The 13255-nt window shown below is 45.9% G+C and carries 10 protein-coding genes; 2 read left to right on the top strand and 8 right to left on the bottom strand.

Annotated elements, in window-relative coordinates; genetic code table 11:
- Positions 1-189 precede the first annotated feature (189 nt).
- A complete protein-coding gene (locus V1L65_RS09300; protein WP_331698856.1) occupies positions 190-1794 on the top strand; it encodes a response regulator transcription factor in 1605 nt (534 codons plus the stop codon).
- Positions 1795-1948: 154 nt separating this feature from the next.
- On the opposite strand, the gene V1L65_RS09295 is transcribed toward V1L65_RS09300, so the two are convergent.
- The 4 genes from V1L65_RS09295 to V1L65_RS09280 form a co-directional block, all read right to left on the bottom strand.
- Positions 1949-4381 (bottom strand): heavy metal translocating P-type ATPase, encoded by a 2433-nt coding sequence (locus tag V1L65_RS09295; RefSeq protein WP_331698855.1) that lies wholly within the window; start codon positions 4379-4381, stop codon positions 1949-1951.
- A 26-nt stretch (positions 4382-4407) separates the two neighbouring features.
- Positions 4408-4608, bottom strand: a complete 201-nt coding sequence (locus V1L65_RS09290) for a copper ion binding protein (RefSeq protein ID WP_331698854.1) — start codon at positions 4606-4608, stop codon at positions 4408-4410.
- A gap of 293 nt (positions 4609-4901) precedes the next feature.
- The gene (locus V1L65_RS09285; RefSeq protein WP_331698853.1) at positions 4902-5894 is read right to left on the bottom strand and encodes a Gfo/Idh/MocA family protein; all 993 of its coding nucleotides are present in this window, start codon (positions 5892-5894) and stop codon (positions 4902-4904) included.
- Positions 5891-6898: a Gfo/Idh/MocA family protein gene (locus V1L65_RS09280; protein ID WP_331698852.1), complete on the bottom strand. Its 1008-nt coding sequence runs from the start codon at positions 6896-6898 to the stop codon at positions 5891-5893. The genes V1L65_RS09285 and V1L65_RS09280 overlap by 4 nt, the downstream gene beginning before the upstream one ends.
- Positions 6899-7030: 132 nt before the next feature.
- On the opposite strand from V1L65_RS09280, the gene V1L65_RS09275 reads away from it, so the two are divergent.
- A complete protein-coding gene (locus V1L65_RS09275) occupies positions 7031-7930 on the top strand; it encodes a helix-turn-helix domain-containing protein (RefSeq protein ID WP_331698851.1) in 900 nt (299 codons plus the stop codon).
- Between the two features lie 391 nt (positions 7931-8321).
- Here V1L65_RS09275 and V1L65_RS09270 read toward each other — a convergent pair whose 3' ends face one another.
- The 4 genes from V1L65_RS09270 to V1L65_RS09255 all read right to left on the bottom strand — a co-directional run bounded on the left by V1L65_RS09270 (position 8322) and on the right by V1L65_RS09255 (position 12146).
- Positions 8322-8915, bottom strand: a complete 594-nt coding sequence (locus V1L65_RS09270; protein ID WP_331698850.1) for a hypothetical protein — start codon at positions 8913-8915, stop codon at positions 8322-8324.
- 735 nt (positions 8916-9650) lie between these two features.
- Positions 9651-9854, bottom strand: a complete 204-nt coding sequence (locus V1L65_RS09265; RefSeq protein WP_331698849.1) for a helix-turn-helix domain-containing protein — start codon at positions 9852-9854, stop codon at positions 9651-9653.
- A 166-nt stretch (positions 9855-10020) separates the two neighbouring features.
- Positions 10021-11877: a glutamine--fructose-6-phosphate transaminase (isomerizing) gene (glmS, locus tag V1L65_RS09260; protein ID WP_331698848.1), complete on the bottom strand. Its 1857-nt coding sequence runs from the start codon at positions 11875-11877 to the stop codon at positions 10021-10023.
- A 131-nt stretch (positions 11878-12008) separates the two neighbouring features.
- Positions 12009-12146: a hypothetical protein gene (locus V1L65_RS09255; RefSeq protein ID WP_331698847.1), complete on the bottom strand. Its 138-nt coding sequence runs from the start codon at positions 12144-12146 to the stop codon at positions 12009-12011.
- Between the last annotated feature and the right edge of the window lie 1109 nt (positions 12147-13255).

Genomic DNA, 13255 nt, shown 5'->3' with positions numbered 1-13255 from the left:
ATTCTACAAGGATAAATAGCTCCGCCTTCCTTTGGACAGGCGCGTTTACTTATGAAATATAAGAACAGTTATAAGGTTACAAAACTTATACTTTCTTATATTTTAAATAAACGATATTGCTATGGTACGATATCCCATTATAATTTCGGGTTTAATTTCTATATAATGAAGGATAGGGGGGATCATATTGTGTTCAATGTATTGCTAGTAGATGATGAACCTATTGTAAAAATCGCACTTCGAACGATGATTGATTGGGACAAACTCGGATTCCCTATTTGCGGAACTGCCTCTGATGGAATGGAAGCTCTTGCTCTAATCGAACAATTAAAACCTGATATAATTATTACAGATCTAAAAATGCCAAATATGGACGGCCTTCAATTGATGAGGGAGCTGAACGAGCGGCAATATAAAGGAAAGGTTATTGTTGCAAGCAACTTTGGTGAATTTGAGCTCGTACGTGAAGCTTTACTGCTCGGTGCAATCGATTACATGTTGAAAATAAGCATTAAGACAGAGGACCTCATTTCCCAGCTCCATAAAGCAGGAAAGTTGCTTCAGGAACAGCAGCATACCTTACAAGAGCAAGTTACAAGAGAACAATTTATTCAAAGTAATTTAAAGAGCTTCAAAAGTTCCGTTTTGAAGGATTATTTTACTAATGCTGATTTTGATATCGCCCATCTGCTGCAGAACGATAAAATTCAGCTGAACTTAATATCATGTCCAAGCTTCTTGTTCTATATTACTTTCGATCTGGCTGATTCAAAACAACAATCTAATAACAATATTTCTATATCTTTTATCGAGAATATGCTCTTGGACTTGGCTGATTCCGAAAATGAAATTGAAACCTTCCAGACAAACATAAATTCGATCGTTGCGATGGTCTCCTTAGAACAGCTCAAGAACTATCAATCAGAGCCGCTGGTTTTCGTCCAACGCATCCAAAAATTAATACTAATGTATACTACGGTGGAACCCGTTATCGCATATTCTAACGAATTTACCGGGTACGAAGAAGCCAAGCTAGCGTACCAAGCTTGTAAAGAAGCAATAACTATTCATTTTTATAATCATAATGTCATTATTTCTTCAAAAGAGATCGCGTTGAAGCATGACATAGCTTTTACCAACTATGTAGATTATTCTGCAGTAATCATTGAGCGCATGACGGAGAACGATCCTACCGTATTTAAAACAGAATTGAAAGCACTTACAGACAATTGCAAACAAAACAACATTCATCCTCTCACGCTCAAAAACTTTATTATAAAATGCCTGGATTACATTCCGCTAAGCAGCAACAGAGTATATATTCGTGATCCTGAACAGTTTGAACTTAGTAAAAAAAACATCTTGCACTCTAAAGACTCACAAGCTTTTTTAAACTATGCTGTACATGCCTTTGAATGTCTATTCCTTACAGAGAAAACAACCGAGGTCACCGTCTATAAGAAAGAAATAGTAGATGTAATCAACTATATTGAAGAACGTTATAAAGACAAGCTGACCTTGGAAACTATAGCCAATTATGTTAACTTCAGCGAGAATCATTTATGTCGTGTTTTTAAAGAACAAGTAGGCACAAGCTTGATCAATTATATTAATCATGTAAGAATGGGCAGAGCTGCTGATTTGATTATGCAAGGTTATACGTACATGAAGGAAGTAGCCACTTTAGTCGGTATTAGCGATCAATTTTATTTCAGCAGATTATTCAAAAAACATTTTGGTGTGTCGCCTACAGAATATAAAGCACAACAATTGCAATTACGAAAAAACGTTTAACGAATAGGGCTGTTCATGATTTACAGGAAAAGGAGCTTGTCTCGGCAAGCTCCTTTCATTATCATATAGAATCCTTCGTCAATTTACTTCATCAAAAATAGGGCAATTGCCGCCTCTCCCCATTTCTATTTCATCAATTTGGCTATCTTCATGATTAATGGCGTATTTTCACACGTTGTAAGCGAAGCGCATTAAGGACAACCGATACCGAACTTAATGCCATCGCTGCGCCTGCCACCCATGGGGCCAGCAAGCCAATTGCGGCAATTGGGATGCCAAGCGTGTTATAGCCCAGCGCCCAGAACAGGTTTTGTTTGATATTGGCCATCGTCTTACGGCTCATAAAGATCGCATCGGGGATGCTCGACAAGTCGCCACGCATCAGGGTCACATCTGCTGCTTCCATCGCAACATCCGTTCCAGTACCGATGGCCATGCCGATGTCTGCTGTCGCCAGCGCTGGCGCATCATTAATACCATCGCCAACCATCGCAACCTTTTTGCCCTGGGCCTGCAATTTCTTAACTTCCTCGGCTTTGCCTTCAGGCAGGACCTCCGCCCGTACATGATCAATGCCAACTTGGGCTGCAATCGCCTTGGCGGTCCGTTCATTATCACCTGTAATCATGATGACCTCAATGCCCATTTGCTTCAGACGGCTCACTGCCGCTTTTGAAGTTTCCTTGATCGTATCAGCTACAGCTACCATACCAGCATAGTGATTGTCGATTGCAACCAGCATAGCCGTTTTGCCTGCTTCCTCCAGACGGGACATCGGCTCATATGCTGCCTTTGCATCCACGTCATATTTCTCCATCAAGCGGCGTGTGCCGACAAGCAACTCCCGACCTTCTACCATTGCTTTGATGCCGTAGCCTGGAATGGCTTCAAACGATTCCGTTTCAGGTAACTCAATTTGTTTGGCTTGAATACCGGTAACTATCGCTTCTGCCAGTGGATGTTCCGAATTTTTCTCTGCCGCGCCGACAAGTCGAAGGAAATCCGCTTCGTTGTTTTGAGTGATCACATCGGTCAGCTCCGGCTTGCCTTTTGTGACGGTACCTGTTTTGTCCAGAATGATCGCATTGATCTTGTGCGTCTGCTCCAAATGCTCGCCGCCCTTGAACAGAATACCCAGTTCCGCAGCGCGGCCAGAACCGGCCATAATCGAAGTTGGCGTAGCCAAACCGAGGGCACATGGACAAGCAATAACGAGAATTGCAATGGCAATTTCAAGAGCGTGGGCGAAATCGCCTGGCGTAATGAAGAAGTACCAAACCAGAAACATCACGATCGCAATCCCTACAACAATCGGAACAAATATGCCAGAGATGACATCGGCTACCCGTTGAATTTGCGCTTTGGAACCTTGCGCTTCCTCTACGACTTTAATGATTTGAGCAAGCGCCGTTTCTTTGCCAACTTTGGTGGCCTTGATACGCAGCATACCGTTTTTGTTGATAGTAGCTCCAATAACGGCATCGCCAGCCCTCTTCTCGACTGGGAGGCTTTCGCCTGTCAGCATGGATTCATCCACCGATGACACGCCATCCAGCACTTGGCCGTCCACTGGCACTTTATCGCCAGGTCGAACCAGCACCACATCCCCTACGATAACGTCTTCCACCGGAATCGTTATTTCTAGGCCATCCCGAATAATCAAAGCCGTCTTTGCTTGCAGCCCCATCAGCGACTTGATTGCTTCCGAAGTACGTCCCTTGGCCAGCGCTTCGAACAATTTGCCCATTATGACGAGAGTAATTAGCACCGCGCTGGTTTCGTAGTAAAGCGAAGGACCATGATGCATCTGATCCCCAGCGGTGTACCAGTCGATCGTTAGATACAGGCTGTAAAAATACGCTGCCGATGTTCCAAGCGCAATCAGAACATCCATGTTTGCGCTGCGATTGCGGAGCGCCTTATACGCGCCGACATAAAACTGCTTCCCTATATAGAACTGTACCGGCGTGGCCAGCAGGAGTTGAACCCAAGGATTCATCAGGAAATCCGGCATATAAATCCATGAAGTAAATGAGAAGTGACCAACCATCGTCCATAATAGCGGAAAAGAAAGAATGGCCGAGATGAGAAGTTTCCTTTTTTGCTCACGAATCTCACGAACGCGATGATCTCCCGCGTTCTGGTTTTCCTGTTTGACCTGAGCTTTGTAGCCCAGCTTTTTGACTTTCGCCTGCATATCCTCAATCGTGATTTCACCCGCCGAATACTCGACGCGTGCCGTTTCCATCGCAAAGTTTACCGTTGCATTGGTCACACCGGGCAGCTTACTAAGTCCTTTTTCAATTTTGTTAGCGCAGGCTGCGCAGGTCATCCCTTCCAGATTAAACTGCGCCACTTCCGTGACCGTGCCATATCCAAGCTTTTTAATCGTATCCTCCAGGTTTTTTACATCTACCTTGACTGGATCGTAGGTGACATTCGCTTTTTCCAGTGCGAAGTTTACATTCGCTGTAGTCACGCCATCCAATTTATTAAGCCCTTTTTCAATCCGGTTGGCGCATGCTGCGCAAGTCATGCCCGTTATTTGAAAAGACGACTGTTTCGTCTTAGTTGCTGTCGATTCCACAATGCCTCACTCCTTTGTCGATTAGCTCACCCTACGTCATATCCCTGTTCTTCAATGGCTTCTTTTATCTGAACCAGGGAAACCTTTTGCTCATCGAACGACACATCGACTGACTCACCCTTCAGGTTCACCTTTCCGCTTACGCCGATTTCCTTCAGCGCACCTTCAATCGAGTTCACGCAATGCTGGCAGCTCATACCTTGTACATGTAATGTCACGTTTTTCATATTTCATCTGTCCCTTCATGAATTAGATAGTGATGTTTTAATAAATAGAGAATGATGTTTTAATAACTACAGTATACCCCCCTACCCTATATTTCGTCAATACCTTTTTCATTACTTATTCATTACCCTTATTTCATGTAAATAACCTTCAGCATAAACGGCAAATTGCATAAAATTAACCCTGTACAGTAAAAAGATGTTTTACCGTACAGGGTTAATTTAAAAATCACATTATAACAAATATAAGGGAGGCCATCCTTAATGACATTGGCCCCGCTTTCGCCGCTTCCCTGTTATTTCAACGAAACCGGCTGTCCGACTTTAACGGATTCGTAGCCGGCCAGTGCAACTTCCGCCGAACGCAAACCGTCTTCGCCCGATATCGGTACCGATTCGCCGCGACGAATGGCATGGACGAACGCTGCAACCAGATCGCCGTCCATTGAATCGCCCCAGTAGTCCCAGATGCCCTTGCCCCGAGCGTCATCATACCATTCATTTTTTTGCCCGAAGCCGTCTACCGAGATAACGCCCTTTGTCCCAATGATCTCCATCGTCACATCGCCCCAAGTCGGGAACGAATGCGTGCGCGACCAGCTTGTATCCAAAACGCCGACTGCGCCGTTTTCGAAGCGCACATGAATCATGCCGGCATCGTCGGCACCCAGTCCTTCGTGGAACAACGTATCGGCATGGGCAAATACGTTCTGCACCCGCGAGCCGATGAACCAATTCATCAAGTCCATCACATGTACGGTGTGATCAAGCAGAGCGCCGCCTCCCGACAGTTCCGGTTTCACAAACCAGCCCCCCGGCATCGAACCCCGGTTCGTCCCCTTAATCGCAATGATGTCGCCAATATCGCCCCGCTCAACCGCAGTTCTAGCTTCCGAGACGGCTGGAATATAGCGGCATGGGAATGCCGTCATCAGTTGAACGCCTTGACGCTTACATGTCTCGATCATTCGCTCCATCTCTTCCACTGAAATGCCCAGCGGTTTCTCACACAGCACATGCTTGCCCGCTTCAGCAGCCGCAATCGTCTGTTCAGCGTGATGGACATTCTCCGAGCAGATGACAACAGCGTCAATATCTGTCGCCAAAAGCTCTCGATAGTCGGCGTAATACGGGATGCCATGCTTTTCGACTACCGCCGCGACCCTGTCATAAGAGGAATCGGCAATCGCCGCAACCTCGACTTCGTCCGGCAAAGCAAGCAACGCGTTCAGATAGGAGAACGCATGCCCATGCGCGAAACTAATCATACCTACTTTAAGCTTGTTCATTTCGTCTCCCCCTTTGTGGATAATGCGGCAGGATATACGACGCGGCCCGTCTCTGCGGACTCCACAACGGCAAGCGCCAATTCCAGCGCCCGGCAAGCGTCGCGGCCCGTGACGATCGGTTGTCCGCCGGTACGAATACACTCGATAAAATGCCGCAGTTCCTTCGCGTAAGGGTTCAGCGTCTCAGGGCGTTGAGGTATCTCCGCGAAACGCGCACCCTCTTGTTGCGATGCAGCTTTGCGGATCGTCAGCGAATTGGAGTTACGACTATCATGGCGCACTGTACCGCTGCTGCCGGCCACCTCCAGCATCGTATGGAAGCCGCCGGGATAACCCCAATGCGCTTCGACATTGGCGATCGTTCCATTTTTAAAACGCAAAGTCGCCGTTGCGTAGTCTTGCCATTCCGAACGCTGCCGGAAAGCGTAGACTAAGCTGACTTCACCAAGCGCCCAGCTTAGGAAATCCAGGTCGTGGACCATCAGATCCACCACCACACCGCCGCTCAGGTTGTCATTGGCAAACCAGGAACGGGCAAGTCCCGGATGACCGCCGGCCCGCTTGGCGTGTACAACGCCGATCTGTCCGAGTTTGCCATCGGCGATCTGATTCTTCACACGCACATATTCCGGGAAAAAGCGAACGACATGGCCCACATACAGGCCAACACCGTGTTGTTCGCACTCGCTGACCATACGCTCGGCATCCTCCGACCGCAACGCTATCGGCTTTTCGCAAATGACATGCTTGCCTGCTCTCGCCGCGCGAATCGCAAACTCCGCATGAAGATGGCTCGGCAGTGCAATACTGACGATATCACAGCCGGACTCGGCCAACATCTGATCATAATCTGCATATATGTGAGCACCGGTTTTATTAGCAACCGCTCGTGCGTGCGCCTCTTCCAGGTCGCAAACACCCACAACTGTTACATCGGGCATAGCTGTATAGCTGTCAGCATGGACGTTACCCAAGCCGCCGCAGCCGATAATTGCTACTTTCATCGCTTTCCACTCCCTGTTTCCATGTATAATGTACTTAATGCGAGGATATCGCCAAACGGGCAACTGCGCTATTCCGCGATTTGTCCGAATTGTATCCAAATTTGTCCTCCACTACGAAACGAGGGATAATTGATGGAGATTTTCCAAGAGCCTATTCACTATCAAAACCCGCTGCTGTGCATAAAAGTATGGGAATTCACCTCAACGGGCCCGCTGGCGCACATAAAGCCGCCTACCCAGTGGCATTACCATAAAGAAATTGAGTTTATTCTGGTGAAGACGGGCAAGCACCGGCTATATACGCCGGAACGCATCTTCGATCTGGAGCCGGGCGAGGTTGTCGTTATCGGCTCATCCCGTCTGCACGCTGCACAGCGTCTTAGCGAAAGCGATTTGTCATATATCGTGCTGCACGTCGATTTGGAGCCTTATTTTGATCCGGCGATGATGCCGTATTACCGGCATTTTGCCGAGATCATGCGGCCGCTAGAGGATTTGAATTATATATTCGCAGAAAATGAGCAGGCGCGCGCTGACGTGGGACGGATCATCGAACAGATTCATGATGAAATCATCTCGCGCCCAATCGGCCACGAGATTGCGGCGGCCATGCATATCAAGCATCTGCTGCTGACCCTGCTGCGTGCCGATAGCCGCGGACTACTGCAATCCCACGAATATGTAGATCGCGACACGATCGGGCCGATATTAGCTTATGTGGAGGAAAGACTGTCCGAGCGGATCGAACTGAAGGAAGTCAGCCGTATGGCGGGCATGAGCTACCACTATTTCTCGAAATACTTCAAGAAAACGATGGGCGTGCCGTTCACCGACTACGTCAATCGCAAGCGTATCGCCGCCGCCGAACGCGCGCTGGCTACACAAGTAGAAAGCGTAGTCGACATCGCCCGCTCGGTCGGCATCGACAACATGGCGCATTTCTACGAATTGTTCCGCCGCTTCAACGGCTGTACACCGAAGCAGTATTTGCGCCGCATGACGCCGGACGCCGGGACCAGCGCGCACGATTAGTCGGCTGCACGCAGAACAATAATTGAACCTCTTGCTGTATGGATAAGAACACAATCATCTTCTAATTTCGCATGTGTGGCCAAGCGATATCAACGTTGGATGTACTTATAAAGTAAAACTGGCGTGAACTATAATCAGTTTCACGCCACGTTAGAATAATAGAATGAGCAGACTGCTGTATCCTGCTCAACAATAAGTTTTATTCAATTATCGTACCCGTTAGCAGAACTACTTAGGGTGAAAAGTTTACCTGATTAAAACATTGTAAGCTTTACAAGGAACAATCAATATCATACTAATATAAATAGCCAAAGAAAAAGCCTTTCAACTCAAGGTTTTCACAAGGTCTTCTTGGCTATAAACTATAGCGGGTTCATCTCCGATTGCTGGATTAAGGCATGAAAGGCCGAATGTCTTTCGTAGTCCGGCTTGCATATTTGCGAATAATGATATCCATTGCAAGTGAGTCGAATTGGATCAGCACATATGGCTGCCGCCCATACATCTCTTCATCAACGATTGTATTCGCGTATTGTATAGAAATGCTCGAATCAGCCGCTTTGATTTCCATTACTTCAATGGATTCCCCTGGATCCGATGTCAACAAAATATATGTTTTCGAGCTATCCCCAATAAAGTATTCTTCAGCAGCCTTATCCTTTGTAATGATTTCCTGTGCCCAACTGCTTATAGGCTCTTCTGCTTCCTCGATATCAATGATCGCATACTCGATTATCTCATTTTGGGTAGCCGAATTTGCCTCATTAATCTCCGCGTGATCTCTTACTGTCCAGATCCCGCCATAATTATAGTGTTTTACCAGCTGGACACGATATACAAGACCGTTGTCATTGCCAACCAAGACATATTTGGGATTATAAAATCCGTCGAGTGAATTAATAAAGGATATTTCTGAGAATAAATTTTTCTCAGCATATCGCTTAACAACCTCGGTGTAATCCTTCCGCCAATCTTCTTGGCTCATCGTTTCGAGATCATCACTACTGTAGTCGGGTCCGGTAGTGGTGGTCAGTCTTAAGGCTTGCTTGGAAAGTTTGTCAAAATCAATGAAAGACAGTTCTGCATTTTCATCGACTCCTTGGCTAGAAGGTATTCCCGTCGCTTAGGAATTTTCCTGCAACTGCGTGGCTACAGGCGCTTGGACGTCACGTATTAGATCACCTTTACATGCAGGCAAAATTAGCAAAAAGCAAACAACTATCCAGAGTTTGTTCATACACATCCCCCCATCTATCATTAGACGCAAAGAATGGAAGTAAGTTTCAGGGATCTAGGATGACCATCTTGCGTATAGAAATTTCCGTATTTAACTATCATATCGAGTAAAACGAATAGAAAGTTGCATTTAATTCCACCTCCTTAATCTGTGTTTTTTTACCTATTAAAAGAAATATCACAATAAATTATTTTATCCTCTCGCTATTCTGCCCCGTTAGTATTATGAGATCAACCAGTTCTTTCTGGTTGATCCTATTTTCATTTGATAGTTGAACAAAATTATTATTTTTTAGGTACCACAAGATATCCAGTACTGTAAACGGCTTTTAGAAAGCCACACTCACTGTGCTAGACTTGAACTCCATCGCTCAAATTTAAAATATAAATTACAAAAGTCCAATTACAATAAAAAGGTTGTTCTGAGTATCAGAACAATCACAAAAGAAAAACAGTTACATTTTTTAGTTACGTCTTTATATAACTACTCATCATCAAATAACCAATTTAAATCAATGCTATATCTCTTTCTAAGAGCAATAATTGTTTCTGCAGAAGGCTTTGTAATGTCCTTTTCAATTTCACTTAGCCTACCTTGAGATATACCTAAACCTGAAGAGAACTTAACTTGATTCATCTCTTGTGCTTTTCTGATCTTTTTTATCTTCTGACCTATTGAGTCCGCCATAACTCTTTCCCCTTTAAAAAAGAGCAACCAGTAATTCTCATCTGGTTGCCCTCTTTGTCAGTTAAAACAAAACTTTTTTTTGAAATAATCCCCCAGAACAAAATTTAATTATTTAGAGCAAAACTTAATTGTAATGAATCATAGACTTGGACATCAAACATACCCCCTACTCCACCGTCACACTCTTCGCTAAGTTCCTTGGCTTATCTACGTCACGACCGAGCGCAACAGCTACATAATAAGATAGCAGTTGCAGCGGTATAACGGATAATGCAGGGGATAAAAGCGATGCCGTTTGCGGCAGCGTAAACACTTCATCTACTGACTTTAGCAGTTCATCTTGCATATGAGCAGACCCGATGGCTAATACATGAGCGCCTCGAGCCTTCACTTCTTTAATGTTGCTCATTGTTTTCTCGAACAAAGCGTCTTGAGTAATAAGTGCCACTACAGGTGTACCTTGCTCAATTAATGCCAAGGTTCCATGTTTAAGCTCCCCGGCTGCGTAAGCTTCAGAATGAATATAGGAAATTTCCTTCAGCTTCAATGAGCCTTCTTGCGAAACCGCGAAGTCTAGCCCACGGCCAATAAAAAATAAATCTCTATGGTCAGCGAGCGATCCCGCAAGCTGCTGCAGCTGTTCTGATTGCTGCAATAGCTGCTCGGCCTGCTCAGGCAGCTGCTGTAAGCTAACGATAAGCTCTGCCGCTGCTTCACTTGTAAGCGTGTGACGAGCTTCAGCGAAGTACAGGCTGACCAAATAGAACGCAATAAGCTGTGTCGTATAAGCCTTCGTTGATGCTACTGCAATTTCTGGTCCCGCTCCTGTTACAAACACATAATCAGCTTCCCTCGCAATCGAGCTGCCAACTACGTTCGTAATCGCAAGCACACGCGCTCCGTTACGCTGTGCTTCGCGCAAAGCTGCCAGTGTATCCGCCGTTTCCCCTGACTGGCTCACTACGATAACAAGTGTATTACTTGTTATAATTGGCGAGCGATAGCGGTATTCCGAAGCGACGTCCGTTTCCACAGGAATGCGTACTAACGATTCAATTGCATATTTTCCGACCAAGCCTGCATGGTACGCTGTACCACAAGCCACAATATGCACTTTCTCAATCGTTTGTATAAACTCATCCGTCATGCCAAGCTCGCTTAGATCAACCTGGCTCTGATTTCTGTTGCTGCTCTTTTCTGAAGCCGCACTTAATTTTCCAAGCATCGTATCGCGATAGGCTCTTGGCTGCTCGAATATTTCCTTTAGCATAAAATGGTCATATCCGGCTTTTTCAGCTGTGGTCAGATCCCAATTGATATGGTGTACTTGCTTGGAAACTGCCGTTCCATCAATGGTCATCAGCTCAACACCATCTGGTGTCAATACTGCCATTTCTCCATCGTCCAATATATAAATATCGCGCGTGTAGGCAAGTATAGCTGGAATATCGGAGCCGATAAAGCTCTCTCCCTCTCCAACCCCAATAATAAGCGGGCTGGCATAGCGTACAGCTATCAGCTTATTCGGCTCATACTCGGTCAGCACGCCAAGCGCAAAAGCGCCGCGCATTTGGCGTACAGCCCGCTGAACAGCTTCCACAAGACTTCCGTCATACTCATCCGCAATCAAATGAGCGATAATCTCCGTATCTGTCTCCGAAACAAACTGATGGCCCTTGCCGATCAACTGCTCTTTAAGCTGCATATAGTTCTCGATAATTCCGTTATGCACAACGGAAAACTTTGCAGAGTTATCGGTATGGGGATGGGAGTTCAAATCAGATGGCTCGCCATGCGTAGCCCAGCGTGTATGACCGATACCGATCGAGCCGCGCAGAGGATCCGTTTTAACTCTGTCCTCTAATATGGCCAATCTTCCTTGAGATTTGGCTACTTCAAGTCCGTTCGAAGTAAGAACAGCAATACCTGCTGAATCGTAGCCCCGATATTCCAACTTATTTAATCCTTCCAGCAAAATAGGCTGTGAATCACGCTTGCCAATATATCCAACAATTCCGCACATAATTAAAATGACCTCCGGTAGTGGTTATTTCCCGCTTGACCGAATGTCTGCCAGTGTGCAGCATAGACGTATTGAACGATTGGTTAATTCTATATATTTGCAACAATGCAATTGTTGTTCTCCTGTCCATGTCAGCTCCACGGCAGCGTATTGGACAAGTAGGAGAAATGTTTGCAGCCTGCTCTACCTTTGTCGGATTGGTCGCCCAATCGTTTTGGGTAAAAGCTTTCGGTCAGCTGCTCTGTACCGGAGGGTCCCCGCCGAATCATTCGAACACCCCCACCTCGTCAGCTTGTGCACTTTATATGCAAATATGCATCTTTATCGTCGCTCAAGCTCTGGCGCTTATGTTACTATTTACCTCTGCCCTCTCTTTCCTTCTTGAGTCACATTATCTATCTTATTTATTTGGCGTTTATTTTGCAACTATTTTAAGAAGAATTTAATGGTTGTCTACCATGAACAAGGTGCTTCAAGGTGCTTTTAGCGTAACAATTTGTGTAAGGTGTTGAGAATATGGCTGCGTAAAATGGTACTTTAGCACACTATGCAGCTTTTTATGTTACACGTGCGACGTAACAGGATTGTGAATCAAGCATGTGGATTTCTCCTCAGTCAACTCTTCCGACAAAGGCGTAATAAGGTGGACACACGTTCCGTTATTGGCGTTAAAATCACCTTTTTTCCGTTTTGGCGGTCACACGTTCCGCTATTCGACTCTATCAAGAGGTATTTCACCTCTTTTTTGCTCAATAGCGGAACGTCTGTCACTTTCCCCCCTTCAAAACGGGGCTTTACGCAAAATAGCGGAACGACTGACCAGTTTGATCGCACTAATCGGCCGGTGGCGTGCTTGATCGTTTCATCGCACTAGTCCGCCAGCAACTGCTTGATCGTTTCATTGCACTAGTCGGCCAGCAACTGCTTGATCGTGCCATCACACTAATGAGCCCGCGGCGTGCTTAACCTTACATCGCACTACTCACCCGGCGGCATGCTTAACCCAGTGGCTTGCTTGATCGTTTCATCGCACTACTCACCCGGCGGCGTGCTTAACCCAGTGGCGTGCTTAACCTTACATCGCACTACTCACCCGGCGGCATGCGTGATCCCTTCTTCGCAATAGTCGCCCCCCTATTGCATGCTTGATTGAATTAGTTACTTACATTGCCACACTTGCACATTTCCCCTCAGTTTACAGATTTGCATCCGTCCCTAAAACAAATAGGTCAACCAAAAATCTCTGGCTGACCTAATAATACGAAAGTCGCCCATGAGCGACTTGAGAATGATTCGGAAGGCTGCTGATCTGCTTTTCGTGCTTTGAAGCTCATTAAGACTATTTCTGCTTTTGTGCTTTCAAGCTCGTTAAGACTAT

This window comes from Paenibacillus sp. IITD108, assembly GCF_036541265.1.
Lineage (GTDB): Bacteria > Bacillota > Bacilli > Paenibacillales > Paenibacillaceae > Pristimantibacillus.
Note: the sequence above shows the minus strand (reverse complement) of the source record. Positions and strands in the feature narration are given on the sequence as shown.